24 protein-coding genes and 1 tRNA gene are annotated in these 24,865 nt (G+C 70.8%); 7 read left to right on the forward strand and 18 right to left on the reverse strand.

All coding sequences use genetic code 11. The features are described from left to right. Positions 1 to 22 precede the first annotated feature (22 nt). The 5 genes from ACIP6U_RS36675 to ACIP6U_RS36695 form a co-directional block, all read right to left on the reverse strand. Positions 23 to 487: a DUF3592 domain-containing protein gene (locus ACIP6U_RS36675; RefSeq protein WP_401726906.1), complete on the reverse strand. Its 465-nt coding sequence runs from the start codon at positions 485 to 487 to the stop codon at positions 23 to 25. Positions 488 to 669: 182 nt separating this feature from the next. Beyond that, positions 670 to 885 (reverse strand): hypothetical protein, encoded by a 216-nt coding sequence (locus ACIP6U_RS36680; RefSeq protein WP_401726907.1) that lies wholly within the window; start codon positions 883 to 885, stop codon positions 670 to 672. Positions 886 to 978: 93 nt separating this feature from the next. After that, complete coding sequence (locus tag ACIP6U_RS36685; protein ID WP_401726909.1) at positions 979 to 1,584, reverse strand: lytic polysaccharide monooxygenase; 606 nt, start codon at positions 1,582 to 1,584, stop codon at positions 979 to 981. A gap of 204 nt (positions 1,585 to 1,788) precedes the next feature. Further along, positions 1,789 to 2,916 (reverse strand): SPFH domain-containing protein, encoded by a 1,128-nt coding sequence (locus ACIP6U_RS36690; RefSeq protein WP_401726911.1) that lies wholly within the window; start codon positions 2,914 to 2,916, stop codon positions 1,789 to 1,791. A gap of 122 nt (positions 2,917 to 3,038) precedes the next feature. After that, on the reverse strand, positions 3,039 to 4,373 hold the full coding sequence (locus tag ACIP6U_RS36695) for a peptidoglycan-binding protein (protein WP_401726913.1): 1,335 nt from the start codon (positions 4,371 to 4,373) through the stop codon (positions 3,039 to 3,041). A 188-nt stretch (positions 4,374 to 4,561) separates the two neighbouring features. On the opposite strand from ACIP6U_RS36695, the gene ACIP6U_RS36700 reads away from it, so the two are divergent. The 4 genes from ACIP6U_RS36700 (at position 4,562) to ACIP6U_RS36715 (ending at position 9,673) form a co-directional block, all read left to right on the forward strand. Beyond that, positions 4,562 to 4,635, forward strand: a tRNA-Lys gene (locus ACIP6U_RS36700). A 66-nt stretch (positions 4,636 to 4,701) separates the two neighbouring features. Then, a complete protein-coding gene (locus ACIP6U_RS36705) occupies positions 4,702 to 5,439 on the forward strand; it encodes a FadR/GntR family transcriptional regulator (RefSeq protein ID WP_401726915.1) in 738 nt (245 codons plus the stop codon). A gap of 317 nt (positions 5,440 to 5,756) precedes the next feature. After that, a complete protein-coding gene (locus ACIP6U_RS36710; protein ID WP_401726917.1) occupies positions 5,757 to 7,739 on the forward strand; it encodes a glycosyltransferase family 2 protein in 1,983 nt (660 codons plus the stop codon). Next, a complete protein-coding gene (locus ACIP6U_RS36715) occupies positions 7,736 to 9,673 on the forward strand; it encodes a galactose oxidase-like domain-containing protein (protein ID WP_401726919.1) in 1,938 nt (645 codons plus the stop codon). The genes ACIP6U_RS36710 and ACIP6U_RS36715 overlap by 4 nt, the downstream gene beginning before the upstream one ends. Before the next feature lie 64 nt (positions 9,674 to 9,737). Here the strand turns inward: ACIP6U_RS36715 and ACIP6U_RS36720 are convergent, their stop codons facing one another. Further along, positions 9,738 to 10,757, reverse strand: coding sequence for a glycoside hydrolase family 6 protein (locus tag ACIP6U_RS36720; RefSeq protein WP_401726921.1), 1,020 nt, complete (start codon positions 10,755 to 10,757; stop codon positions 9,738 to 9,740). Positions 10,758 to 10,916: 159 nt separating this feature from the next. Here ACIP6U_RS36720 and ACIP6U_RS36725 point away from each other — a divergent pair, with 159 nt between their 5' ends. Continuing rightward, on the forward strand, positions 10,917 to 11,696 hold the full coding sequence (locus ACIP6U_RS36725; RefSeq protein WP_401726923.1) for a GAF and ANTAR domain-containing protein: 780 nt from the start codon (positions 10,917 to 10,919) through the stop codon (positions 11,694 to 11,696). A 330-nt stretch (positions 11,697 to 12,026) separates the two neighbouring features. Here ACIP6U_RS36725 and ACIP6U_RS36730 read toward each other — a convergent pair whose 3' ends face one another. From ACIP6U_RS36730 to ACIP6U_RS36785, 12 genes are all read right to left on the reverse strand, one after another. Continuing rightward, a complete protein-coding gene (locus ACIP6U_RS36730; protein WP_401726925.1) occupies positions 12,027 to 12,692 on the reverse strand; it encodes a class F sortase in 666 nt (221 codons plus the stop codon). Positions 12,693 to 12,694: 2 nt separating this feature from the next. Next, positions 12,695 to 13,225 (reverse strand): hypothetical protein, encoded by a 531-nt coding sequence (locus ACIP6U_RS36735; protein WP_401726926.1) that lies wholly within the window; start codon positions 13,223 to 13,225, stop codon positions 12,695 to 12,697. A 92-nt stretch (positions 13,226 to 13,317) separates the two neighbouring features. Continuing rightward, positions 13,318 to 14,097: an HAD-IIA family hydrolase gene (locus ACIP6U_RS36740; RefSeq protein ID WP_401726928.1), complete on the reverse strand. Its 780-nt coding sequence runs from the start codon at positions 14,095 to 14,097 to the stop codon at positions 13,318 to 13,320. 114 nt (positions 14,098 to 14,211) lie between these two features. Next, positions 14,212 to 15,267: a 2-aminoethylphosphonate ABC transporter substrate-binding protein gene (locus tag ACIP6U_RS36745; protein WP_401726929.1), complete on the reverse strand. Its 1,056-nt coding sequence runs from the start codon at positions 15,265 to 15,267 to the stop codon at positions 14,212 to 14,214. Positions 15,268 to 15,318: 51 nt separating this feature from the next. Beyond that, positions 15,319 to 16,116, reverse strand: coding sequence for an ABC transporter permease (locus ACIP6U_RS36750; protein ID WP_401726931.1), 798 nt, complete (start codon positions 16,114 to 16,116; stop codon positions 15,319 to 15,321). Next, a complete protein-coding gene (locus ACIP6U_RS36755) occupies positions 16,103 to 16,963 on the reverse strand; it encodes a 2-aminoethylphosphonate ABC transporter permease subunit (protein WP_401726932.1) in 861 nt (286 codons plus the stop codon). The genes ACIP6U_RS36750 and ACIP6U_RS36755 overlap by 14 nt, the downstream gene beginning before the upstream one ends. Continuing rightward, positions 16,956 to 18,008, reverse strand: coding sequence for an ABC transporter ATP-binding protein (locus ACIP6U_RS36760; protein ID WP_401726933.1), 1,053 nt, complete (start codon positions 18,006 to 18,008; stop codon positions 16,956 to 16,958). The genes ACIP6U_RS36755 and ACIP6U_RS36760 overlap by 8 nt, the downstream gene beginning before the upstream one ends. Then, a complete protein-coding gene (locus ACIP6U_RS36765; RefSeq protein WP_401726935.1) occupies positions 18,005 to 18,679 on the reverse strand; it encodes a phosphonatase-like hydrolase in 675 nt (224 codons plus the stop codon). The genes ACIP6U_RS36760 and ACIP6U_RS36765 overlap by 4 nt, the downstream gene beginning before the upstream one ends. A gap of 8 nt (positions 18,680 to 18,687) precedes the next feature. After that, entirely contained in the window at positions 18,688 to 19,812 is a 1,125-nt protein-coding gene (locus tag ACIP6U_RS36770; RefSeq protein WP_401726937.1) for a TIGR03364 family FAD-dependent oxidoreductase, read from the reverse strand. Between the two features lie 131 nt (positions 19,813 to 19,943). After that, complete coding sequence (locus ACIP6U_RS36775; RefSeq protein ID WP_401726939.1) at positions 19,944 to 20,699, reverse strand: GntR family transcriptional regulator; 756 nt, start codon at positions 20,697 to 20,699, stop codon at positions 19,944 to 19,946. A gap of 449 nt (positions 20,700 to 21,148) precedes the next feature. Next, positions 21,149 to 21,910 (reverse strand): hypothetical protein, encoded by a 762-nt coding sequence (locus tag ACIP6U_RS36780; RefSeq protein WP_401726941.1) that lies wholly within the window; start codon positions 21,908 to 21,910, stop codon positions 21,149 to 21,151. Between the two features lie 184 nt (positions 21,911 to 22,094). Continuing rightward, positions 22,095 to 23,210 carry an ROK family protein gene (locus tag ACIP6U_RS36785; RefSeq protein ID WP_401726943.1) on the reverse strand — a complete coding sequence of 372 codons (1,116 nt, stop codon included), beginning with the start codon at positions 23,208 to 23,210 and terminating at the stop codon, positions 22,095 to 22,097. A 73-nt stretch (positions 23,211 to 23,283) separates the two neighbouring features. Between ACIP6U_RS36785 and ACIP6U_RS36790 the strand changes: the two genes are divergently transcribed. Both ACIP6U_RS36790 and ACIP6U_RS36795 read left to right on the forward strand, forming a co-directional pair. Continuing rightward, positions 23,284 to 24,363: a Gfo/Idh/MocA family oxidoreductase gene (locus ACIP6U_RS36790; RefSeq protein WP_401726944.1), complete on the forward strand. Its 1,080-nt coding sequence runs from the start codon at positions 23,284 to 23,286 to the stop codon at positions 24,361 to 24,363. Next, positions 24,360 to 24,863: a heme-degrading domain-containing protein gene (locus tag ACIP6U_RS36795; protein WP_401726946.1), complete on the forward strand. Its 504-nt coding sequence runs from the start codon at positions 24,360 to 24,362 to the stop codon at positions 24,861 to 24,863. The genes ACIP6U_RS36790 and ACIP6U_RS36795 overlap by 4 nt, the downstream gene beginning before the upstream one ends. Positions 24,864 to 24,865 lie beyond the last annotated feature (2 nt).

Raw genomic sequence — 24,865 nt, forward strand, 5'->3', positions numbered from 1 at the left:
GACGTACCGTCAGATGTGGAGACTACGGCTGGAGGAAGTCGCCCGCCAGGTCGAAGGCCTCGTGGACGCCGATCATGAAGGCGATGCAGAAGGCGGCCATCACGCCGAGGAACGCCAGCAGGCAGCCCGTGCCCGCCGCGAGTCTGCCGCGCGCCGGGGTCTTCGCCGTGGCCCGGTCGGGGCGGTCCGCCGCGTAGCGCACGGTGACGATGTCGCCCTCCAGGATCGTGCCCGGTCCGCCGCCCTCCTCGAAGCGGACGACGCGGCCCTCACGGGTCATGAACTCGTAGACGTGGTGGAGGGTCGTGTGCACCATGCTGTCGCCGCCGCCGCTGGTCGTCGCGTACGTCCGCAGGCAGCGGGCCTCGGCCGTGAGGCCGCTGGTCCAGGCACGGTCGACCTGCCGGGCGCGGTGGACCACCGCAGTGGCGCCCAGGAGCGCGACGGCGAGCATGAGCGACGGCACGATGTAGAAGAACGCTTCCATGGGGTCCCCCGAACTCCCTGCACAGCCGATGCGGCCGGTGTGCAGGGAACGTACCCCCAGGTCGGGCAGTGTTCGCTCAAGAAATGCTCAGAGATCGGACATGACTTCGGCGATGTCTGCGGACACCGTTCAGTGCGGGTCGCCCAGGAAGGGGAAGTCGGACTGGAGGTCGTCGTGCGGGCTCAGTCCGTCGGGCGGCCCCGGGCCCAGACGCCGACCTGCGGCTCCGCGCCGAAGGTGACGGGGGCGTCCGAGACGATCGTCTCGCCGGCCTCGACGTCGGCCGCGGCGTCCCGGCCGGTGGCCTGCTGCACACTCGCGCTCTGCGTGGCGCCCTCGACCGGCGAGAAGCGCACCCGGAAGGCGAGGTCGTTCACCGCGTCGCCGTCGTTGTCCACGCCGAACTCGTAGACCGACAATCGCCGCGGTCGTCACGGCCGGGGACCCGGCCGTGACTCCGCACACCTGTGGGACGACTCCGGTCAGAAGGTTCAGAAGGTGACGTCGGAGCAGGCGTAGAACGCGTTGGCCGTGTCGGCGATCGTCCATACGGCGACGATCACGTGGTGACCGCTCAGCCCGCTCGGCAGGGTGCCGCTGTGGGAGAGCGTGGACGGCGGGCGCTGGTTGTTGTACGGCACCGTCAGGAACGGTGTGGTGTTGAGGTCGGAGCGGGCCAGGTTGTGGTTCTGGTTCCAGCCCGACTTGGTGACGTAGTACTTGAAGTCGGTGGTGGCGTGCATGGCGGTGAACTGCCAGCGGAACGTGTAGCTCTGACCGCCCGTCACCCTGGTGGTGGGCCAGGCGCCACCCGAGGGGGTCCTCGACGAGCTGAGCTGGGAGAACCTGCTGACACCGCCGTTGCAGATCTGGCCGTCGGCCGGTCCGCCGCCCGGGAAGCCCTTGGGGCCCTCGACGCTCTGCGGCTCCCACTGGATGTCGCCGCAGTTGGTCACGGTGCCGTTCTGACAGAGCTTCTGCCTGCTGATGGGGAGGTCGGTGTAGCCGTGGCCGCTCGCACCGCCGGAGGAGAGCACGAGGGCTCCGGTGGTGGCGAGACCCACCGCGACTGCGGACACCTTGGTCTTTTTGCGCATGCTGCCGCTCCCTGGAGAACGTGGGGGAAGTTCCGTGAGGCGTGCAGGTCTAGACCAAGTCCCAGGTTATTGCCGTTAGTTGAACATGTCCATACCAATCGCAGAGGTCAATTCCGAAGGCGGTTCCAGGCCGTTCACCCGTGCCGGACGGAGGCGATCATCTGTGCCTGGCAGCGGCGATCACCGGCGCCGATCCGGGGCACGTCACTGCCCCGTCTCGCCCCGTCCCGCGCAGAACGCCACCGTCAAGTCCTTGACCAGCGCCTTGCGTTCGTAGTCGTCCAGTTCGACCAGGCCCCGCATGGTCAGCCGGGTCACCGTGTCCTCCACCGAGTCGACGACCGAGGTCAGCACGGACGCCCGGTGCTGTGCGTCCAGCGCGGTGAGCCGGCGGCGGTGCATCGCGGCGGCCACCTCGGGGGCGTACTCGGTGCGCACGGGACGTACCGAGAACACCTCGAGGCCGAGCGGCGCCGCGTCGGCCGTCACCAGCCGGGTCAGTGCCTCGGCCGCCGTGTCGCCCGCCCCTCGCGCGCCGCCCGGCGGCTCCACCGGCACCCGGGCCAGGGCCGCCTCCACGCACTCGCGCAGATACGTCTCGTGGTCCTCGACCCCGAGCGTGGCCCGCGCGGTGTCCCGCACCCGCCACACCACCAGGACGACCACCCGCAGCGCGACCCCGTTCCCGTCGGCCGCCTGCATCGGCTCGCTGCGCCAGTGCCGCAGCCGTACGTCGACCCGGCGGCGCAGCAGCAGCGGGTTGACCCACATCAGACCGGTACGCCGGACGGTCCCCCGGTAGCGGCCGAAAAGACCGAGCACCCAGGCCCGTCCGGTCCGCCCGCGGGCCAGTCCGCCGAAGCCGAACAGGGTGAGCGCCCCGGCTCCCGCGTACGCCGCCCACTGGAGGGGACCGAGCCCGGCCCCCGCGTACTCGGGCAGCCGCAGGGCCTGCGCGGCGAGCGGCGGCAGGATGCCGGCCCACCACGAGGCGGCCAGGCAGCCGGCCGCCCCGCAGCTCCCGGCGAGGACACCGAGCGTCGCGGGCAGTACGTGGGCCGGGCGCTCCGCCAGATCGGGGTCGACCTGCGGGGCGGGACGCGGCGCGACGGGCGCGGGGCGCCGGAAGCGCGGCTGCTCGCCGGTGCCCTGCCGGCGCCCCACGACCGCGGGCTTCAGCGGCACCGACACCGGGTCGGGCTCGTCACGGAACAGCAGGTGGACGGGGATCTCGGTGGTCGCCTCGTTCTGGATGAGCCGCGCGGCGCGGGCCTGCTGGCCCTCCGCGGGTCCCTCGGACTCGGGCGTGTGTGAAGTGGTCGTCGTACTCATGGGTGCCTCCAGCCTCCGCGCCAGATGCGTCACAACGGATGGGACAACGGGTGATCGGGACTGCGGGTGGTGAGGACTGCGGATGGTGAGGACTGCGGGTGCCGAGGACAACGGACGCTCGCTCAGGAGAAGAGCCGTCGCCAGGTCTCCGGGCCCGGGTAGCCGTCCGCCGCGCCGCCCCGCCAGCCCTGGGCTCGCTGGAACGCCTCGACGTTGCGTCGGTCCGCCTCGCCCCAGCGCGGCCCCGGTCCTGTCGTGTAGTACTTGCCGAACCCTTTCTTCACCAGCTGCTTCCCGAGCTGCGTGACGTAGCCGCTGCTCGCGCCGGGCCGGAAGGCCGCCCGGCCCGGATAGGCGGGGACCCCGTGCGAGGAGGGCGTCCCGTGCGAGGAGGGCGCCGGCGGCCCCGCCGCCCCGGCCGTGATGTTCTTGCCCTTCCCGGTGACCAGCAGCTGCCAGGTCAGCGGTCCGGGCAGCCCGTCGGCATCGGCGCCCCGCCAGCCCTGGGCCAGTTGGAAGGCCTGGGTGGCCCGCCGGTCCGCGTCCGACCAGCGCGGGCCGGGACCGGTCGTGTAGTAGCGCCCGGCACCGCGCGCGACGAGCATCGTGCCGAGCTGGGTGACGTACTTGTTGTTCGCGCCGGGACCGAAGGACCCCGTTCCTGGGTACAGCGTCGACTTGGCCGGGCCGGTGGGCGTGACCGGGACGCCCGGGGCCTCCGCCCCGGCGGTGTCCGGCGCGAGGCCCTTGTAGCGGTAGGCGACGTACTGGTCCGAGTGGCTCCAGTACGCGTAGGGGGTGGCCTGTCGGCGGGCGCGCGGGGGCGTCTGCTCGTAGGCGATGTAGTAGGTGTGCGTGTAGTCCGTCCAGCCGCCGAAAATGACGACGTGCGAGCCCTTTTCGGGGTTCGACGGATTGTGGAACAGGAGAATGTCGCCGGGCTGCAGATCCTCCTTGGGAATGCGGTCGCCGTACTGGTCGAGGCTGCCCGTCCATTCGTTTCCTGGCAGCGTCCAGGCCATCGAGACGAAGCCCGAACAGTCCTGGCGGTAACCGTCGGACCAATACGCGGTCATGCTGTACGGCACCTGAGCGGCGACCCAGGTCTTGGCCCGCCTGATGATCTCCGAACGGGTGGTCGCGGGCGCCTTGACCGCGGCCGGCGGTTTGGCCGGGTGCCCGCTCGGGCCGTGCAGCGGGGCCTTGCTGCCCTGCGGGGTGTCGGGCTCGTCACCTGCGGGAACACCGGGCCGCGCGGGTGCGTGCGGGGCGGCGATCGCGGGTACGGCACCGCTCGCGCCGAGGGCCGCGGAGGCGGCGGCCGCCACGATCACCACGCGGTGCGCCGCGGGATGCCGGGACGCTCGCGCATACGGCAGAACCGTGCGCCAGTGGGCGCATCCGGGGCAGTCGCAGTCGCTCGCGGGATCGAATTCCTCGAATACCGGAGTCTCCATGCGATACCCCTCACACTCCAGATGGAAATGGCCGCGCGTGTGCACGTTGATCAGTTTCCCAACTGTCTTCCCGACGCGCATGTTGACGGTCCGAATGATGTACAAGCCGCCCCGGGGAGCGGTCCCGGCGGGCCGCCCGGCTGGTCCGGAGCACCCCTGGAGATCCGGTAGAGTTGACCCGTCAGCGCGCGCCGCTAGCTCAGTTGGTTAGAGCAGCTGACTCTTAATCAGCGGGTCCGGGGTTCGAGTCCCTGGCGGCGCACGTAGAGAAGAAGGTCCTCCATACACATGGGGGACCTTCTTCTGCGTGGCCGGATACCCTCTCGCCATGGCAGCGCGTGACCTCCAGGAGCGGATCAAGAAGCTCATCATCGACGGCCGGCTCGGGTCCGGGGCGCCGCTGCCGACCGAGCCCGAACTGATGGCGTATCTGGGCGCGAGCCGGAACTCGGTGCGGGAGGCGCTCAAGGCGCTGCAGGCGATGGGCATCGTGGAGATCCGGCACGGCTACGGCACCTACGTCGGCGCGATGTCCCTGGCCCCGATGATCGAGGGCCTCGCCTTCCGTACGGTCGCCGGGCACTACCGCGGCGAGGACAGCCTGCTCCAGCTGCTCGAACTGCGCGAGGCGGTGGAGACGGGACTGATCTCCCGGCTCGCGGGCCGGCTGCCCGAGCGGGACCTGGCTGAACTGGACGCGCTCGTGGCACGTATGGATCGGCAGGCAGCCGCCGGAGGCGACGGTCTCGCCGAGACCGACCGGGCATTTCACGCCACTCTCTACCGGGGGTTGGACAACGTGCTGCTCGGTGAGGTGCTGGAGGCGTTCTGGGACGCCTTCCACCGGGTGCACACGGATCTCGGGGGCGTGCCGCAGGATCCGAAAGTGACCTGCCGGCAGCACCGGGACATCCTCGACGCGGTGCGATCGGGCGGTGCGATACGGGCGGAGGAGGCGATAAGGGAACACTTCGGGAACATCCGCGCCCGGTTGTCCACAACCCGGCCCCGGCTGTCCACAACCGATCCACAAGACCCCCACAGGCGCCACAATGAACGCGTATGACCGGTAAACACCGCGTTTCGCATCTTGCGATCATGATGAACGGCGTAGAACCCTGTTTTTCAAGATGCTGCGGATACGCGGCAGTTGGGGGATCAAGTAACCGGTTGCCGGGTCTGCGGGGAGAGGGGCCCCGTTCACGAGGCGATGCCGAGGGGGGCATCATGCAACCGGAAGGGCACAGTTCCATGTCTAAGAGTGTGCAAAATGTGGTGACTGTGGCCCGCCACTGACACGTGCGTGGTGAGTCGAGGGGGACTCGCCGCGGACGGAAGGAACCGACACAACACGCGGGTGACCCGCGTGTGGGGGGATGACTCATGACGTCGACGCCGACGGGCGCCCGGCAGAACTTCGACCCGTCAGAAACCACCCAGCTCAGAGTGCCTTCGCACCGAAACAGCCAGACGGGCCAGTTCCGCCGGATCAAGAAGACACTGCCGAGATACGACTACGAGCACTACAGCCGGCTGGCCGGTCCCCTCACACAGCCCGATCCGAGCAAGCCGTACAAGGTGCAGTACCGCTCGCTGCTGTCGCAGGAGCCGCACCGGCTGCGGGCCGCGCTCATGCTGGGCGCCGCGCCGCTGCTGTCCCTGGTCCTGCTCGGCTGGCTGCTGCAGCCGGAGCACTGGACCGAGCGCGACTACCCGGCCTTCGCCTTCCTGCCGGCCCTCGACATAGTGATGCTCGTCTCGATCGGCCTGATCGAGTTCTTCCGCTGCATGAACGTGCTGTCGAACGCGCACGCCACCCTGGTCGCCCGCGACCCCATCCCGGTGGTGCCCGAGACCGGCACGAGAGTGGCGTTCATCACGACGTACGTGCCCGGCAAGGAACCCCTGGAGATGGTGACCAAGACCCTGGAAGCGGCCGTCCGGCTGCGGCACCGGGGTCTGCTGCACGTCTGGCTGCTGGACGAGGGCGACGACGCCGAGGTCAAGGCGGTCTGCGCCCGGCTCGGTGTGCACCACTTCTCCCGCAAGGGCGTCGCGCAGTGGAACCAGGCCAAGGGCGCGCACCGCGCCAAGACCAAGCACGGCAACTACAACGCCTGGCTGGACGCGCACGGCGACCAGTACGACTTCTTCGCCTCCGTCGACACCGACCACGTGCCGCTGCCCAACTACCTGGAGCGGATGCTCGGCTTCTTCCGCGACCCGGACGTCGGCTTCGTCATCGGCCCGCAGGTGTACGGCAACTACGACAACCCCATCACCAAGGCCGCCGAGTCCCAGCAGTTCCTCTTCCACGCCCTCATCCAACGGGCGGGCAACCGGTACGGCTCGCCCATGTTCGTGGGCACGTCGAACGCCGTACGCATCAGGGCCCTCAAGCAGATCGGCGGCCTGTACGACTCGATCACCGAGGACATGGCGACCGGTTTCGAGATGCACCGCGCCAAGAACCCGGCGACGGGAAAGAAGTGGCGGTCGGTGTACACGCCGGACGTGCTCGCGGTCGGTGAGGGGCCGGGCGCCTGGACGGACTTCTTCACCCAGCAGCTGCGCTGGTCGCGGGGCACGTACGAGACGATCCTCAAGCAGTACTGGAAGGGCTGGTACTCGCTTCCGCCGAGCAAGCTCTTCAACTACACGATGATGATCATCTTCTACCCGATGTCGGCCCTCAACTGGATCCTGGCGGCGCTGAGTTGTGCGCTGTTCCTGGGCCTGGGCGCCTCGGGCGTGAACATCGACCCGACGGTCTGGCTGATGCTGTACGGCAACGCGTCCGCGCTCCAGATCGGCCTGTACGTCTGGAACCGGCGGCACAACGTCTCCCCGCACGAGCCGGAGGGCTCCGGCGGGGTGGCGGGCATGGTGATGTCGGCGCTGTCGGCGCCGATCTACGCCCGCTCGCTGCTGGACACCGTGCTGCGCCGCAAGAGCAAGTTCGTGGTGACGCCCAAGGGCGACTCGGCCAGCCCGGACACGCTGTTCGGGACCTTCCGCATCCACCTGTTCTTCATCCTGGTCTTCGGTGCCTCGATCGCCGCCGGTCTCACCCTCGGGCACGGCCACCCGGCCATGCTCGTGTGGGCCACCTTCGCCCTGCTGATCACCGCCTCGCCGATCATCGCGTGGCGGTACGAGCTGCGGCAGACCAAGAAGCGGCCGCCGGCGTCGATACCGCCGCAGGCGCAGCCGTCGGCCGCCGAGCAGCCGTACCAGGCACAGCCGTTGCCCGCGCAGCACGCGCCGCACGGCGGCGGGCAGAAGCCCAGCTGGGCCTCCTCCGGCGGTGGCAACGACCAGACCATGCAGATCGCACTCGGTGGACTCGGGGGACGTAAGGAATGAACGACCGTGCAGGCCACCGCCGGGCCCGTCGACTCGCGATCGGCACGGTGGTGGTGCTCGCGCTGGCCGGGATGAACGGGCCGTGGCTGTACCGCTTCGGGACCGAGAAATACCACCAGTACAAGATCAACAGACCTGAGTACAAGGCGGACAACGGGCACTGGCAGATCGTCGACTTCCCCGAGAAGTACCGCCTGAACACCATCCACGCGGCGCTGCTGCGCACCGGCAAGGTGCTGCTCGTCGCCGGTTCGGGCAACAACCAGGACAACTTCGACGCGAAGAAGTTCGACACCCGGATCTGGGACCCGGTCAAGGGCACCATCAAGAAGGTGCCCACCCCGGCCGACCTGTTCTGCACCGGGCACACGCAGCTCGCCAACGGCAATCTGCTGATCGCCGGCGGCACCAAGCGGTACGAGAAGCTGAAGGGTGACGTCACCAAGGCCGGTGGCCTGATGGTGGTGCACAACGAGAACCCGGACGCGCCGATCACGCTGCCGGCGGGCACCAAGTTCACCGGCAAAGAGAACGGCAAGACCTTCGTGTCGAAGGACCCGGTGCTCGTGCCGCGCGCGAAGAAGGTCTTCGACAAGAAGACCGGCGCCTTCCTGCGCAACGATCCCGGGCTCGGCCGGATCTACGTCGAGGCCAAGCAGAGCGGCACCAAGTACGAGACCGGCACCCAGGACAACTACCGCATCCAGGGCCTGACCGGCACCGACGCCCGCAACACCTACGGCATCGCGCAGAAGCTCGCCCTGGACAAGAAGGACTTCCAGGGGATCAGGGACGCCTTCGAGTTCGACCCGGTGGCCGAGAAGTACATCAAGGTCGACCCGATGAACGAGGCCCGCTGGTACCCGACGCTGACGACACTGTCGGACGGCAAGATCCTCAGCGTCTCCGGGCTCGACGACATCGGGCAGTTGGTGCCGGGCAAGAACGAGACCTTCGATCCGGCCACCAAGAAGTGGACGTACCTGAAGACGGTCCGGCAGTTCCCGACCTACCCGGCACTGTTCCTGATGCAGAACGGCAAGATCTTCTACTCGGGGTCCAACGCGGGGTACGGGCCGGACAACGTGGGCCGTGAGCCCGGCGTCTGGGACGTGGACACCAACAAGTTCACCAAGCTCCAAGGGCTCAGCGACGACAAGGAGATGGAGACGTCCGGCACGGTGCTGCTGCCGCCGGCGCAGGACGAGAAGTTCATGGTGATCGGCGGCGGCGGGGTCGGCGAGTCCAAGGAGTCCAGCAACAAGACGCGGCTGATCGACCTCAAGGACAAGAACCCGACGTTCACCGACGGGCCGACGCTGGAGAAGGGCACGCGGTATCCGCAGGCCTCGATCCTCCCCGACGACAGCGTGCTGGTGTCGGGCGGCTCGCAGGACTACCGCGGGCGGGGCAACTCCAACATCCTCCAGGCGCGGCTCTACCACCCGGACACCAACACGTTCGACCAGGTCGCCGACCCGCTGGTGGGCCGCAACTACCACTCCGGGTCGCTGCTGCTGCCCGACGGACGCGTGATGTTCTTCGGGTCGGACTCGCTGTACGCCGACAAGGCCGACACCAAGCCGGGCAAGTTCGAGCAGCGGATCGAGATCTACACGCCGCCGTATCTGTACCGGGACTCCCGGCCGTCGCTGTCGGGCGGTCCGCAGACGATCGCCCGCGGCGCTTCGGGGACGTTCACGTCTCCGCAGGCCTCGGCGATCAAGAAGGTGCGGATGATCAGGCCCAGCGCGTCGACCCACGTCACCGATGTGGATCAGCGGTCGATCGCGCTGGACTTCACGACGTCCGGCAACAAGATCAAGGTGACCGTGCCGAAGAACAAGAACCTTGTTCAGTCGGGGTGGTACATGGTGTTCGTGGACGACGATCAGGGGACGCCGAGCGAGGCACAGTGGGTGAAGGTGCCGTAGCGCTCCCGCGAGTTGGTGGTCGGGCGCGGGAGCGCTGTGGCTGGTCGCGCAGTTCCCCGCGCCCCTAGGTACCTGACGCCTTGGCCAACTTCAGAGCGTAGGTCGGCCACCATTCGCCCGCCTTCGGGCCGCCCTTGCACTCGCCGTCCGACTCTCCCGGGCGCTTGACCCACAGGTACGCGTCCACCAGGTCGTCCGACGTCTTGGTCGTCGGGGTCTCGCCCAGGGCGCGGCCCGGGGGGTTGCACCAGCGTTCGTCCTCGTCGCCGCCGGTGTAGGGGCCGTTGCCGTTGCGGCTGGTGTCGATGACGAAGGGCTTGTTGCCGACCTTTCCGGAGAGCTGCTTGCCGTAGGTGATGGAGTCCTTGGTCGAGTAGAAGTTGGAGACGTTGACGGCGAAGCCGTCGGCGTCCTCGACGCCCGCCAGCTGCAGGGACTCGAAGATCTCGTCGGGGTGGCCCCAGCCCGCGTTGCCCGCGTCCAGGTACACCTTCGTGGACTTCAGGGACGTGAGCTTGGTGATGGCGCCCTTGAGGAGGTCGTAGCGCTCCTCGTGGAACTCGTCCGGGGTGCAGCCGTCGACCAGGTGCAGTACGGCGTCCGGCTCCAGGACGACCGTGGCCGCGCGGTCGCCGATGCCCGCGGCGACCCCGTCGATCCAGTCCCGGTAGGCGTCACCGTCGGCGGCGCCGCCCTGTGAGTACTGGCCGCAGTCGCGGTGCGGGATGTTGTAGAGGACCAGGAGCGCGGTGCGGCCTGCCTTGTCGGCGGCCTCCGTGAAGCCCCGTGCCTCCTCCTTCGGGTTCTCCGGGCCGATCCACTCACCGGTCGGCTGCTCGGCGATCTTGCGGATCTGCTCGGCGTCCTTGTCCTTTCCGGACTTCGCGTAGGCGGCCACCTGCTGGGCCGCGTTGCCGTCGGGGTTGACCCAGAACGGGTCGCTCTCCTTGGGCTGTTGAGTGATGGTGGCGCCGGCGCCGTCCTGCTCGCCGTCGTCCGATGAGGAGGAACATCCCGCGATGATCAGTGCCGCCCCCAGCACTGTCGCGGAAGCCCTCACTCCGGCCCCCCTGCTGCCGTACATCCAACTCCCCCTTGGGTGCACCGTTCCAAGTGTCAATCCTGACATACGCCACGCCACGGCCACGAGATCGCCCGAGCCTTGTCGGGGAGCTGTTACAGCACCCATGGTGGGGTAGGTGTGCGGCAGGGGCGGGCGGTCAGGGAAAGGGAGTGCGCGGTCATGCACGACACCACCCGGGAACTGCGGCTGGCGGCAGCGCTCGTGGAGGCCGCGGACACACTCGCCGAGGACTTCGAGGCCACGGTCCATCTGCGGCGGGTGGCCGACCACTGCGTGGAGCTGCTGGCCACGCGGGCGGCCGGGATCATGCTCGTCGACGGGGAGCGGACGGTGGCGCTGGCGGGCAGCGGCGGGGCACGGGAGGTCGCGCTCGACCTGCTGCGGGCCCAGTCCGACAGCGGGCCCTGCCTGGAGAGCCACGGCTCGGGGCGCCCGGTCGCACCGGTCTCCGTGCGGGCGGCGCACGCGGACGCCCGCTGGCCGGCCTTCACCGGTGTCGCGCTCGACCACGGCATCACGACCACGTTCGCGGTACCGCTGCGCCGGCGCGGGACGGCGCTCGGCGCGCTCAACGTGTTCGCGGCGGACGACACCGGCGGCGGCAACGACGGCTGGGAGCCGGAGCTGTCGGTCGCGCAGGCGCTCGCCGACGCGGCGGCCGTCGGGCTGGTCAACCACCGCGGGTACTCCCGGTACCGCACGCTGTCGGCGCAGTTGCAGGAGGCGCTGTCCAGCCGAATCCGGATCGAACAGGCCAAGGGCATGCTCGCCGAGCGCTGGAGCACCGGCACCGCGGAGGCGTTCACGGCGCTGCGGCGGTACGCGCGGCGCCGACGGCTGACCCTGGACCAGGTGGCGGGCGCGGTGGTCGACGGGACGGTGGACGACGCGGAGCTGCGCACCGCGGCTCGGGGTCCGTCCGGGCCGGGGCAGTTGTAGAGGCTCGTACCACCTGCGTGGATGACCGAGAGCCACCGGTCGGGGACTTGGCGTCGAACGGCCTCTAGGCCGGGGCGCTCATCCGTTCTAAAGTCTTCTCAGACGACCCCAGCCCCCGGTCGGTCAAAGCCTCCCGCGCGGTCGCCGGGCTACTCCCGCAGCCCGTGCGAGCGCGGTCGAGGACCAGCCCGGTCGACGGCTTTTTCGGGGGGAGCGGGTCGTCGACCGGGCTCAGGTGCCACCGGAGGCAGGGCCCGGTGCCGTCAGAGATCCGGCGTGAGTCGATCGAGCCCTGTCGAGCCGGTGCCGTCATGCGAACGAGCCGCCCGCTCAGAGGCCGGTCCCCGTGAGGTACGCGGACACGATCACGTTGGCCGTGTAGCTGCGGCTGGTCCGGTCGAAGGTGCCGCCGCAGGTGATCAGCCGCAGCTCGGCGCGGCCCGACTCGCGCTGTCCGTAGGCCTGTTGGGCGTCGAAGCCGGTCCGGTTCAGCACAGTGACGTCGTCGACGGTGAACTCGGCGACCTTGCCGTCGGCGCGGATCACCCGGATCGTCTCGCCGGGCTTGAGCGCGCTGAGCTTGTAGAAGACGGCCGGCCGGGTCTCGGTGTCGACGTGCCCCACCAGCAGCGCGGCCCCCTTGGCGCCCGGCTTCGCGCCGGCCGCGTACCAGCCGACGACGCCCGCCTGGTCGAAGGGCGGCGGATCGATCGCGCCCTGTCCGTCGAGGCCGCGGGCCACGACCGGCGCCTGCACACCGAGGTCGGGGATGTCCACGCGCTGCGGCAGGGCGTCGCCCAACGGGCTTGCCGGGGGCGGCAGTTCGACCTCCGGCGGCCGTCCGACGGCGGCCATGTCACCGGTGGTCGGCGCGGATATCCCCTGGCGTATGTCGGTGACCTGCCGTCCCCACAGCCACAGCCCGAGGAGCAGCAGCGCCCAGGCGACGCCCATCAGCAGCCGTCCCGAGCCGCTGGAACGCTCGTGGTCGGACATGGTCAGCCCGTTCCGCGGCTCCGGCGGGCGCCGAGCAGCGCCACGGCCGCGACGGCGATGCCGGCCAGCACGAGACCGGTCACCGCCTGCGCCGTACCGGGCCCGGCGGCCCGGGCGTCGGCGTCCACGGCGGCGAGGTGCGCGGTGCCGCCACCGCCCGCGTGGACGGGGGCGACGGGCGACGCGGGCGCGGTGGGCTCCGCCGTACCGCCGCCGACGGTGAACCTGCCCTTGCGCTCGGTGTCGCCGCAGGTGACCTTCACGTCGTAGCTGCCGGCGCTCAGTGCGGAACGGACGCGGGTCTCCCCGACGAGTGTGCCGCCGGTGCCGGTCAGCTTCGCGTCCGCGACGAAGGCCGCGGAGACCGCCGTCGCCGTCCGCTGCCCACAGCCGTCCACACGTACGGCGACATCAGCGCCCGGAGCCGGGGAGGCCGGGCGGATCGCGATGCCGCCGTCCTGCGCGTACGCCGTCGGGGTGAGGACGGCCACGAGTACCGCGGCCGCACCGAGAGTGACCTTTGCTGAACCCATCGTGAACCTCCAGATATCTGGAGACTCCTCCTCGGGAGCGGCCCCCGCATCCTCAGCGGGGTCCTGTTGCTCCGTACGGGTGCGCCGGGGTTTCAGATCCGGTCGACGAGGTCCGCGATCGAGTCGACGACCTTGGACGGCCGGTACGGGAAGTCCTCGATCTGCTCCGGCCGGGTCAGGCCGGTGAGGACGAGGAAGGTCTGCATCCCGGCCTCCATGCCGGCCAGCACGTCGGTGTCCATGCGGTCGCCGATCATCGCGCTGGTCTCGGAGTGGGCGCCGATCGCGTTGAGCCCGGTGCGCATCATCAGAGGGTTCGGCTTGCCGGCGAAGTACGGCTGCTTGCCGGTCGCCTTCGTGATCAGCGCGGCCACCGCGCCGGTCGCCGGCAGCGCGCCCTCGGCGGAGGGCCCGGTCTCGTCCGGGTTGGTGCAGATGAAACGGGCGCCGGCGTCGATCAGCCGGACCGCCTTGGTCATGGCCTCGAAGGAGTACGTGCGGGTCTCGCCGAGGACGACGTAGTCCGGCTCGTGGTCGGTGAGGATGTACCCGATGTCGTGCAGGGCGGTGGTCAGGCCCGCCTCGCCGATCACGTACGCCGAGCCGCCCGGCCGCTGGTCGTCCAGGAACTGGGCGGTGGCCAGGGCCGAGGTCCAGATCGACTCGACCGGCACGTCCAGGCCCATGCGGCGCAGCCGGGCGTGCAGGTCGCGCGGGGTGTAGATCGAGTTGTTGGTGAGCACCAGGAAGGGCTTGCCGGACTCGCGCAGCCTCTTCAGGAAGGAGTCGGCGCCGGGGATCGGCACGCCCTCGTGGATGAGCACACCGTCCATGTCGGTGAGCCAGGACTCGATGGGCCTGCGGTCTGCCATGTGCGTGTCTCCTGGCGTTGCGTACGAGCGTGAGGCGGGGGGCGCCGGTACCGCGCCGTGCCGACGCCCCCAGCCTAGGCCTTGCCGCAAGTCAGGACTCCGCCCAGTCCGCCGTCAGCTGCCGGTCGCGGACTTCCAGTCCTCGACGTACGACGTGAGGTTCTCGTCGATGTCGTTCCAGTCCGGCGTGAAGATCTCCACGCCGGCCATCAGCTTGGTCAGCGCGACGGCGTTGGCGTCGACGGCCTTGACGTCCGTGCGGGCGCTGAAGCCGCCGCCGATCTCGCTGACCTGCTGCTGGGCCGCGCGGCCGAGCATGAAGTCGAGGAGCTTCCTGCCGTTCGCGCTGTGCGGCGCCTTGGTGACGAGGCCGGCGGCGTACGGGAGCGCGAACGTGGTCGGCTTGCCGCCCGCCTTCGCCGGGAACCAGATGCCGAGGTTCGGCATGGTCTTGGACTGGGCGTAGTTCATCTGGACATCGCCGTTGGCGACCAGCAGCTCGCCCTTGTCGACCTTGGGGGCGAGCTTGCCGGTGGAGGCGGACGGGCCGACGTTGTTGGACTGGAGCTTCTTCAGATAGGCGAGGGCCGCGTCCTTGCCGCCGAAGTCGTGGATCGCCTTGATCAGTACGGCGGTTCCATCACCGGCGACACCCGGGGTCGAGTACTGGAGCTTGTCCTTGTACCGGCCGTCGAGCAGCTCGTCCCAGGTCGTGGGCGCCTGCTTCAACTGCCCCTTGTCGTAGACGAAGGCGAAGTAGTTGTTGACGACGGAGGTCCACGTCCCGTCGGCGGCCTTGTCGGCGCCGCCGACCGACTCGGCGCCCTTCGGCTCGTACTTCTGGAGCAGGCCCTTGCCGTCGGCCTGCTGGATGAACGGCGGGAGGGTGACCAGCACATCGGCCTGCGTGTTGCTCTTCTCCCGCAGGACGCGCTGCACCACCTCGCCGGAACCGCCCTCGACGTACTCGACCTTGATGCCGGTCTGCTTCTGGAAGTCCTTGAAGACGGTGTCGTACCAGCCGTCGCCGTTCTCGCCCTTGAGGCCGTCGGCGCTGTAGACGGTGACGACCTTCTCGTCGGAGGCGGCCGAGGTGCCACCGCAGGCGGACAGGAGCGGGGTGGCGAGGAGGGAGAGGGCTACGGAGATCTTGAGCGCGTTTCTGGGCATGGCGAGGCTGACTCCTTGCGTGGGTACGGGTGTTGGATCAGCGGTTCCGGATCAGCGGTACGAAGCTCGGTTGCGGATGCGGGAGACGGCGAACAGGGCGATCAGGGTCGCCGCCATGAGGACGACCGCGACGGCGGAGCCGGTGAAGAGGGCGCCGCGGTCGGTGGCCGCGTAGATGAGGACGGGCAACGGGGTCCAGTCCGGCGGATAGAGCATCATCGTGGCGCTCAACTCCCCCATGGACAGGGCGAAGCAGAGGCCGGCGGCGGCCGTCAGCGAGGGCAGCAGCAGCGGCAGCCGGACCCGCCACAGCACGTAGGCGGGCCGGGCGCCGAGGGAGGCGGCGGCCTGCTCGTAGGCCGGGTCGAGACGGGTGATCGCCGCCGAGACCGACTGGTACGCGAACGCGGTCACCAGCACCGTGTGGGCGAGGATCACGATCCACCGGGTGCCGTTGAGGAGGAGCGGCGGCTTGGAGAAGGCGACGAGGACCGACAGTCCGACCACGACCGACGGCACGGCGACCGGGAGCACGAACAGGGCGTCCAGGAACCGGCGTTGGCCCTTCCTCAGGGTCGCCCCGGCCAGCGCGGCCCAGGTGCCGACGGCCAGTGCGAGAAGGCTCGCGGTGAGGGCGGTGACCAGGCTGGTGGTGAGCGCCTGGAGGGCCTCGCCGCGGGCGGCGGTGCGGTAGTTGGCGGTGGTCAGGTCGGCGGGCAGGACGCCGGACCAGTGGGTGGCGAAGGAGGCGCCGAGGACGACGAGGAGGGGCAGGGCGAACAGCGGCAGGAAGAGCACGGCGAACACCGCCCACACCGCCCACTTGGCCCCGCGGCTATGCACCAGCACGACGGCTCACCACCCGGTAGAGGCCGTAAAGACCCACGGAGATCAGGACGTTGACGACGGCGACCACACAGGCGCCCGGGTAGTCGGACTCCAGGATCGCCTTGCTGTAGACGAGCATCGGGAGGGTCGTGACCCCCTTGGCGCCGGTGAAGAGGACGATCCCGAACTCGTTCAGGCACAGCACCAGTACGAGACTCCCGCCGGCGGCGAGCGCGGGCAGCGCCTCCGGCAGGATCACCTGCCGGACGATGCGGGGCGCGCGGGCACCGAGGCTGGACGCGGCCTCCAGTTGCGCGGTGTCGAGCTGCGAGAACGCGGCGAGCAGCGGGCGCATCACGAAGGGCGTGAAGTAGGTGACCTCGGCGAGCAGTACGCCCCAGGGCGTGGTCAGGAACTGGAAGGACCCGATGACGCCGGTCGTGCCGTAGATGAACAGCAGGGCCAGCGTGATGAGGAACGAGGGGAAGGACAGATACACGTCGATGAACCGCGCGACGGCTTTCGCCCCCGGGAACGGCACGAACGCGATGACCAGAGCGAGCGCGAACCCGAGGACGAGACATCCGACGGTGGACGAGACGGCGATCCAGACGGTGGTCCAGAGCGCGTGCCGGAAGGCTTCCGACGCGAAGACATCGGCGTAGGGCTGGAGGGAGGTCCCGCCGGAGTCGGGCTTGAAAGATTGCTGCACGACGAGGGCAAGGGGGTAAAGGAAGAACAGGCCGAGCAAGGCAACGGGCGGCAGGACACCCACCCAGGGGCGCGGGACTGTGTTTGATCTGCGGCTACCGCGGCGCGGGCGTGACCAGCCACGAACAGCCCGCGGCCGACGAACCACCTCAGTCATCGCGAACTCCTGCGGCCAGCAGCACCGCGTCTTCCGGGGCGAAGTGCAGGGTCACACGGTCCCCGAGGGCTGGTGGGTTCCTCAGTTCCCGCAGGTCCGCCATCACTCGGTGACCCTCCACCTCGACGTACAGGCGGTGGGTGGGACCGCGCCACTGGATCTCGCGCACGGTTCCGGTCAGGCGGTTGGGACCCTCGCCCAGTCCGACGAGATGCGGCCGGACACACAGCGTGGCCCGCGCACCCGGCGCCGCACCGCTCGTGTCGGCCTTGATATCGATCTCGCCGAACCGTGCGCCCGCGTCCCCCACGGTCACCGGCAACAGGTTGGCGTTGCCCACGAAGGATGCCGTGAACTCGGTCCTCGGCACCCGGTAGAGCTCCTGGGGCGTCCCGCAGTCCTGAAGCCGGGCCCGATCCATCACCGCGATCCGATCCGCCAAGGTCAGCGCCTCCACCTGGTCATGGGTGACGTAGAGGATCGACACGTCGGGCAACTCCCGGTGCAGCCGCGCGAGTTCGGCCAGCATCCCGGACCGCAGCTGTGCGTCGAGCGCGGAGAGCGGCTCGTCCAGGAGCAGCACCTCCGGCCGGATCGCCAACGCCCGTGCGATCGCGACCCGTTGCTGCTGGCCGCCGGACAACTCCCGCGGATGCCGACGGGCGTAGGCCGCCATGCCGGTCATCTCCAGCGCCTCACCGACCCGCGTCCGGATCTCGTCGCGGGCGATCCGCCGGGCCCTGAGCCCAAAAGCGACGTTGTCCTCGACGCGCAGGTGGGGGAAGAGGGCGTACTGCTGGACGACCATCCCGATGCCCCGCCGGTACGGCGGCAGGTCGGTGACGTCCCGGTCGCCGAGGAACACCCGCCCGGAGACGGGCCGTACGAACCCGGCGACCGCCCGCAGCGCGGTGGTCTTGCCGGACCCGGACGGCCCGAGCAGCGCCATCACCTCGCCCGGTTCGACGCTGAGGTCGAGGGCGTCGAGGACGACGGTGCGGTCGTAGGCGACCGTGACGGAGTCGAAGCGGATGCCGCTGGTCATGCGAGCACTCCGGGCAACTGCCCCACACCGTCCAGCACTTGGGTCGCCCCGGCCGCCCGCAGTGCGTCCGCGTCGTGCGCGCCGGTCAGCACACCGGCGACCAGACCCGCCCCGGCACGGACCCCGCTGAGCATGTCGTACGAGGTGTCGCCGACGACCGCGATCTGCCGTACGTCGTCCGCGGCCGCCGTCCGCAGGAACGCGGCGAGGACCATGTCCGGGTACGGCCGCCCCCGGCCCCCGGCGTCGGCGGGGCACAGCGTGAGCGGCACGAGGTCCTGCCAGCCGAGCGCGGCCAGGATCGCGTCCTGCGTGGTGCGCGCGAAGCCGGTCGTCAACACCACCGTGAGACCACGGGACTTGAGCGTCTCGATGGTCTCGCGGGCACCCGGCAGGGCGGCGACCCGGCCACCGTCGACGAGTTCCGCGTACGCCGCCTCGAAGGCTTTGTTGGCCTCCTGCGCCTTGGCCTCCTCGCCGAACAGGTGCCGGAAGACGGAGATCTTGGACTCGCCCATGGTGGCGCGGACGTAGCCGATCATCTCGTCGGGGTCGGCGTCCAGGTGGTGGGCCGCCGCCGTGAAGGCCTGCTCGACGAGGCCGCCGTCGGCGACGGTGGTGCCGGCCATGTCGAGGACGACGAGACGGATGTCGTAGTTCGTTTCAGTCATGAGGGGTGTCACCAGCCCAGTTCGTTCGCGGTCGTTTCGGCGATGGCGGGCGAGCAGGTCATGCCGCGCCCGCCGGGCCCGGTCACCAGCCACACCCCGTCGCGCACCTGCTGCCGGTGCACGACCCGGCCCGGTTCGGTGCACTGCGCGTACACCCCGGCCCAGCGGCGCCGGACCTTGGGGAGCGGGCGGCCGAGGAGGGATTCGACGACCTCGGTGAGGTGGTCGTAGGGGTCTTCGAGGGTGTCGAAGGCGAAGGGATGCTCGTACTCGTGGGTGTCGCCGATGGTGAGGCCGCCGTCGGCGCGCTGGACCATCAGCAGTTGCATACGGTGCTCGGCGGCCGTCGGGGCCTGCGGCTGCCGGGAGTTGAGCGCGTCCAGGGCCGGCGAGGCGTAGGCCGGGTAGTAGCGGAAGCTGTCTGCGTCGGCGACCGAGGTGGTGAGCGGTTCGCCCAGCGGCTCGGTCTGCATCATCTGCAACCGCACGCGCCGCACGGGCAGTTCGGGCCCGGCCAGCTCCCGCACCAGGCCGCCGAGCCAGGCGCCGGTGCACAGCACGACGGCGTCGGCGGTGTGCACGTCGCCGTGGTCGTCGCGGACGGCACCGGGGCCGACCACGTCACGGACCTCGCGTCCTGGCAGGAAGGTGTAGTTCGGGGACTTCGACAGCTCGGCGCGCAGGGCGAGTTGGGCGGTACGGGGTTCGACGGCCGCGTCCCGCTCGCAGTACAGGGCGGCGTCGAACGCACCGCGCAGGGCGGGGTTGAGGGCGCGGGCCTCGCCGGACGTGAGCAGCTTGTGTCCCCGGGCGGCGGAGTCGGCGCGGGCCACGGCGGCCTCGGCGACGGCGAGTTCGTACGCACCGCGCAGCGGGGTCAGTGACCCGTTGGCCCGGAACCCGAGCCCGGGCACGCGCTCGCCGATGTCCTCCCACAACTCCCGTGCGCGCAGGGCGGTTTCGAGCTCCTCCCCGCCCGCGCGCCCGCTCACCCAGATCTGCCCGAAATTGCGCAGCGAGGCGCCGCGGGCCTCGGCCTCGCGCTCGATCTGCACGACCTCGTGGCCGCGTTCCACTGCCTGCCAGGCGTGCATGGTGCCCACCACGCCTGCTCCTACGACTGTCACTCTCACGTCGGTCACGCTCCTCGCGCACGGGGAACCGGAAGGGTCCGGCTGACAACGAGAGCCTGAACGAGCCATCACATTTGGGCTAGACCCGTTATCTTTTCGTGATACTCAACCGGGTGCGGTGGGAGGTGCTTTCAGCCGCGCAGATGCGTGGTGAAGGAGAACCGGTCCCCCCGGTACAGCGACCGCACCCGCTCCAGCGGGCGACCCTCGGTGTCCCGGGAGATCCGGTGGATCAGCAGCATCGGAAGGGCCGGCGGGGTGCCGACGAGGAGGGCCTCGCGCGGGGTGGCCAGCACGGTCTCGATGCGCTCGTCGGCGTCGCCGAAGCCGATGCCGCGCTCGTGGAGGTAGGCGTAGAAGGAGGAGTCGGGCTCGAACTCGCTGTCCAGGTGCGGGAGTCGGGCGACGGCTACGTAGGTGCTCTCCAGGCCGACCCGTTCCTCGTCGGCGAGCAGCACGCGCTCCAGGTGCCAGACGGGTTCGCCGCGTTCCAGGCCGGTCTCGGCGGCGAGGGCGGCCGGGCAGGGGAAGCGGTCGAGGGTGACCAGGCTGCGGCCGGGGGTGCGGCCCTGTCGCCGTACGCCTTCCGTGTAGCTCGCGAGGGAGAGCGGCTGCGCGAGCTTGGGCCCGGCGACGACCGTGCCGCGCCCCTGCCGGCGCAGCTTCCCTTCCAGCACCAGCTCGCGCAGCGCCTGCCGGACGGTTTCGCGGGCGACCCCGTACTGCTCGGACAGATCGCGCTCGGTGGGGATGGTGCCGCCCTCCCCCAGCTCGCCGACGAGCCGGTCGATCCGCGCCTTCACCGCGTAGTACTTCGGGATCCGGCCGTGCTCCGGGATGCCGGAGCGGACGGGGGCGCCGGGGGCCTGGTCGTTCGGGTAGTCCACACGAGGATCGTCGCAGACGGAGCCGGCCGGATGCTTCGGCGGTGCGTGTTGGCTGCCGTCGGCTTCAACGATGCGCGTGCCTTGCGGCGGACTTCAGCGGTGCCCGCGCCTTGCAGCGGGCTTCAGCGATGCCCGCGCCTTGCAGCGGGCTTCAGCGATGCCCGCGCCTTGCAGCGGGTTCAGCGGTGCCCGCGCCTTGCGGCCAGCTCGACCGACGCCCCTGGCCTGCGGCCGGCTTCAGCGATACCCGCACCGCATCGCGACCGGCTTCAGCTGCACCCGCGCCCTGCAGCCGGCTCCGCCGACGCCCCTGGCCCGCGGCCGGCTCCAGCGATACCCGCACCGCATCGCAGCCGGCTTCAGCTGCACCCGCGCCCTGCAGCCGGCTCCGCCGACGCCCCTGGCCCGCGGCCGGCTCCAGCGATACCCCCGCGGCATCGCGACCGGCATCAGCGGCGCCGCCGCGCCCTCCGGGTCAGCAGCAGGGTGCCGATGGCGGTGAGGAGGGCGGCGAGGGTCGCGAGGGTCCGGTGCGGGGTGCCGAGGCCGGTGCGGGCGAGTTCTTCGGCTTCCGGTGTGAAGGGGAAGCCTTCGTCGCGGCGGGAGTCGGGGGCGGAGGACGCGGCCGGGTCGGAGGCGGAGTCGGTGGGGTCGGAGGCCGTCGGGTCGGACTCGACCTCGAACCGGTAGTCGTTCGACTGCCCGACCCAGTCGCCGTCCTCGTGGTGCCGCTGGACGACGGCCGCGTTCACGGTGACTCCGTCGGGCGCCGCGTCCGAGGTGAACGCGAGCCTGACCTTGACGGTGACGGTCCCGCGCGGGCCGACGGTGAACCCCGCGAACCCGTCGTCGAAGGCACCGACCAGCTCGTCCTCGTCACTCACCTCGAACCGCACGGGATGCGGCCGCTGCCCCTCGTAGAAATCCAGCCGGGCCTGCGCCGGCCGCAACGCCCGCGCCCCGTCGACGAGCACGACGACCGGGTGGACGTTCGTGCAGGTCCGGGCGGTGGAGTTGGTGAGCCGCACCTCCCAGAGGCCGTATCCGCCACCGGCTTCGTAGGTGGCGGGACCGTTCTGGATGCGGGTGGTGAGGGGGAAGCGGGAGGCTTCGGCGCAGGTGGGGGCCGCCACGGCCGGTGGTGCCGCGGAGAGGGAGAGGAGGGTGGCGGCTGCTGCAAGGCAGAGGGGGACAGGCGTGCACAGTCGCATGGACAGGTGACCCTGCCGGGTGGAAGCGGGTGTTGGGTGGCGGCGCTCCGGGGGTGGGGGGAAATCCGTTCGTTCGGCGGATGCCGGCCCACTCCGGCACCTGCCGTACCCCCGAAGACATCACGCACCCACTTGCTGAACCACCGGATCCATCACGCACCCACCTGCCGAACCGCCGTAGGCATCACGCGTCGGCGCGCCCGAACAACGGTGCCAGTACGAGCTGTGCCGCGCCCTCGGCCACCTCGCCGGCGGCGGCTCGGACCGGGACCGGGGGCTCGCCCACGCGCCGGGCGCGTTCGTCGAGGACGGCGCGTACGCCTCGTACGAAAGGTTCCGGGGCGGTGGTGACGGTACGGCCGCCGAGCAGGACGAAGTCGATGTCGAGCAGCGCGACGAGGTTGCCGGCGCCGGTGCCGAGGACGCGGGCCGCCTCCGCGAGGTCGCCGCGCGCCACCGCCGCCAGGCACAGCGCCTCGACGCAGCCGCGGTTGCCGCAGCCGCACAGTGGCCCGTCCAGCTGGACGACCTGATGCCCGAACTCGCCCGCGCCGGTGCGGGCGCCCCGGTGCACGGCGCCGCCGATGACGAGGCCGGCCCCGAGCCCCGTACCGAGATGCAGGTAGGCGAAGGACCCGCGCTCACCGCCGACGGCGAGGCCGAGCGCGGCGGCGTTCGTGTCCTTGTCGACGGCGACCGCCACCCCGAGCCGCCGCGCGAGCGCGTCCCGCAGCGGGAACCCGTCCCACTCGGGGAACCCGGTGACGCGGTGCAGGACCCCGCTGGTGTGGTCGAGGGGGCCGGGGAGGGCCACCCCCACACCCAGTACGGACCCACCGCCCCCGACCAGCGCCTCCGCCTCCCTCGCCACGGCACCCAGCACCGCCTCCGCTCCCGCGCCCAGGTCCAGCGAGGCGCGCCGCTCCCCCACCACGGCCCCGGTCAGGTCGACCAGCACCGCCCGCAGCTCGTCGCGGTCCAGGTGCAGTCCGACGGCGTGCCCCGCTTCCGGCACCAGGCGCAGTACGGTCGCCGGCTTGCCGCCGGTGGAGGCGCGGCGGCCCGCCTCCGTCACGAGGCCGTCGTCGCGCAGCCGGGCCGTGATCTTGCTGACGGCCTGCGGGGTCAGCCCGGTGCGCTCGGCGAGTTCGAGCCGGCTGATGCCGTCGGCACCGGCCGTGCGCAGCAGGTCCAGTACGAGGGCACTGTTGTGACTGCGCAGGGCGAGCAGGTTCACTCCACCGCCGGCCGCGCTCCCCACGCCGGTCACCGCGCCGCTCTCCGGCCCACCGCTCTTCAACTCCTCGCCCCGTCCACACCCCCATTCTCCCCCGCGCTTGCACTTTGGCAACAGCGTTGCGAAAGTGGAGGGCATGACTGCTACCGCTACTCCCCTCCGCGTGGGCCTGATCGGCTACGGTCTCGCGGGCTCCGTCTTCCACGCCCCGCTGATCGCCGCCACCGAGGGCCTCACGCTCGACACGGTGGTCACCTCGAACCCGGAGCGGCAGAAGCAGGCCCGCGACGAGTTCCCGGGCGTCGGCATCGCGGCCACGCCCGACGAGCTGTTCGCCCGCGCGGCCGACCTGGACCTGGTCGTGATCGCGTCGCCGAACAAGACGCACGTCCCGCTGGCGACCGCCGCCCTCGACGCCGGGCTCCCGGTCGTCGTCGACAAGCCGGTCGCCGGCACGGCCGCGGAGGCGCGCGAGCTGGCGGCCCGGGCCGAGGCGCGCGGCCTGCTGCTCTCCGTCTTCCAGAACCGCCGCTGGGACAACGACTTCCGTACCCTCCAAGCGCTGCTCGCCGAGGGCGAGTTGGGTGACGCCTGGCGTTTCGAGTCCCGGTTCGAGCGCTGGCGCCCGCAGCTGAAGGGCGGCTGGCGCGAGTCCGGCGACCCGGCAGAGATCGGAGGTCTGCTCTACGACCTCGGCAGTCACGTCGTCGACCAGGCCCTCGTCCTCTTCGGCCCGGTCACGCGGGTCTACGCCGAGTCGGACATCCGCCGCGACGGCGCGCGGACCGACGACGACACCTTCATCGCGCTGACCCACGCGAGCGGGGTCCGCTCCCACCTCTACGTCTCCGCGACCACCGCCCAACTCGGCCCGCGCTTCCGGGTCCTGGGCTCGAAGGCCGGTTACGTCAAGTACGGCCTCGACCCGCAGGAGGCCGCCCTGCGCGAGGGCAGGCGCCCCGACACCACCGCCGACTGGGGCACCGAGCCCGAGGAGCTGTGGGGTCGGCTCGGTTCCGGCGAGTCCCCGCTGACCGGCGGCGGCACCCCCGTACCGACCCTTCCCGGCGACTACTCCGCGTACTATGCGGCCGTGACCAGGGCCCTCACCGACGGCGGCGCCAACCCGGTGACCGCGGTGGAGGCGGCGGCCGCTCTCGACGTACTGGAGGCGGCGCGTCGTTCGGCCCGCGACGGAGTGGCGGTGACGCTGTGACGCACAACACCGGGATCACGCCGAAGTTCCAGCCGGAGATCACCCCGCCGCTGGAGGAACTGGAGGCGCAGGAGCGCCACTTGGTCTTCAGCCGGTTCACCTTCGAGGACGCGTGGGCGCTCGGCTCGCTCCTGGTCGACCTGGCGAGGGAGCGGCAGGCGCCGGTCGCGATCGACATCCACCGCGCGGGCCAGCAGCTCTTCCACGCGGCGCTGCCGGGCTCGACCCCGGACAACGACGCGTGGATCGCCCGCAAGCGCCGGGTGGTGGAGCGCTACGGCAGCGCCTCCTACCTGGTCGGCGCCCGGTTCCGCGCCAAGGGCACGACGTTCGAGGACTCCTCCCGTCTGGACCCGGACGAGTACGCGGCCCACGGCGGCTCCTTCCCGATCACCGTCGACGGCGTGGGCGTCGTCGGCTCGGTGACGGTGAGCGGGCTGCCGCAGCTCGAGGACCACCGGATGGTGGTGGAGGCGCTGGAGGAGTTCCTCAAGCGCTGACA

The sequence above is a fragment of the Streptomyces sp. NPDC088794 genome (assembly GCF_044750545.1).
GTDB lineage: Bacteria > Actinomycetota > Actinomycetes > Streptomycetales > Streptomycetaceae > Streptomyces.

Bases quoted from the DNA above. Each gene is read 5' to 3' on its own strand.
- ACIP6U_RS36675 (WP_401726906.1), bottom strand. From the start codon at position 487: ATGGAAGCGTTCTTCTACATCGTGCCGTCGCTCATGCTCGCCGTCGCG.
- ACIP6U_RS36685 (WP_401726909.1), bottom strand. From the start codon at position 1,584: ATGCGCAAAAAGACCAAGGTGTCCGCAGTCGCGGTGGGTCTCGCCACC.
- ACIP6U_RS36690 (WP_401726911.1), bottom strand. From the start codon at position 2,916: ATGAGTACGACGACCACTTCACACACGCCCGAGTCCGAGGGACCCGCG.
- ACIP6U_RS36695 (WP_401726913.1), bottom strand. From the start codon at position 4,373: ATGGAGACTCCGGTATTCGAGGAATTCGATCCCGCGAGCGACTGCGAC.
- ACIP6U_RS36705 (WP_401726915.1), top strand. From the start codon at position 4,702: ATGGCAGCGCGTGACCTCCAGGAGCGGATCAAGAAGCTCATCATCGAC.
- ACIP6U_RS36710 (WP_401726917.1), top strand. From the start codon at position 5,757: ATGACGTCGACGCCGACGGGCGCCCGGCAGAACTTCGACCCGTCAGAA.
- ACIP6U_RS36715 (WP_401726919.1), top strand. From the start codon at position 7,736: ATGAACGACCGTGCAGGCCACCGCCGGGCCCGTCGACTCGCGATCGGC.
- ACIP6U_RS36720 (WP_401726921.1), bottom strand. From the start codon at position 10,757: ATGTACGGCAGCAGGGGGGCCGGAGTGAGGGCTTCCGCGACAGTGCTG.
- ACIP6U_RS36725 (WP_401726923.1), top strand. From the start codon at position 10,917: ATGCACGACACCACCCGGGAACTGCGGCTGGCGGCAGCGCTCGTGGAG.
- ACIP6U_RS36730 (WP_401726925.1), bottom strand. From the start codon at position 12,692: ATGTCCGACCACGAGCGTTCCAGCGGCTCGGGACGGCTGCTGATGGGC.
- ACIP6U_RS36735 (WP_401726926.1), bottom strand. From the start codon at position 13,225: ATGGGTTCAGCAAAGGTCACTCTCGGTGCGGCCGCGGTACTCGTGGCC.
- ACIP6U_RS36740 (WP_401726928.1), bottom strand. From the start codon at position 14,097: ATGGCAGACCGCAGGCCCATCGAGTCCTGGCTCACCGACATGGACGGT.
- ACIP6U_RS36745 (WP_401726929.1), bottom strand. From the start codon at position 15,267: ATGCCCAGAAACGCGCTCAAGATCTCCGTAGCCCTCTCCCTCCTCGCC.
- ACIP6U_RS36755 (WP_401726932.1), bottom strand. From the start codon at position 16,963: ATGACTGAGGTGGTTCGTCGGCCGCGGGCTGTTCGTGGCTGGTCACGC.
- ACIP6U_RS36760 (WP_401726933.1), bottom strand. From the start codon at position 18,008: ATGACCAGCGGCATCCGCTTCGACTCCGTCACGGTCGCCTACGACCGC.
- ACIP6U_RS36765 (WP_401726935.1), bottom strand. From the start codon at position 18,679: ATGACTGAAACGAACTACGACATCCGTCTCGTCGTCCTCGACATGGCC.
- ACIP6U_RS36780 (WP_401726941.1), bottom strand. From the start codon at position 21,910: ATGCGACTGTGCACGCCTGTCCCCCTCTGCCTTGCAGCAGCCGCCACC.
- ACIP6U_RS36790 (WP_401726944.1), top strand. From the start codon at position 23,284: ATGACTGCTACCGCTACTCCCCTCCGCGTGGGCCTGATCGGCTACGGT.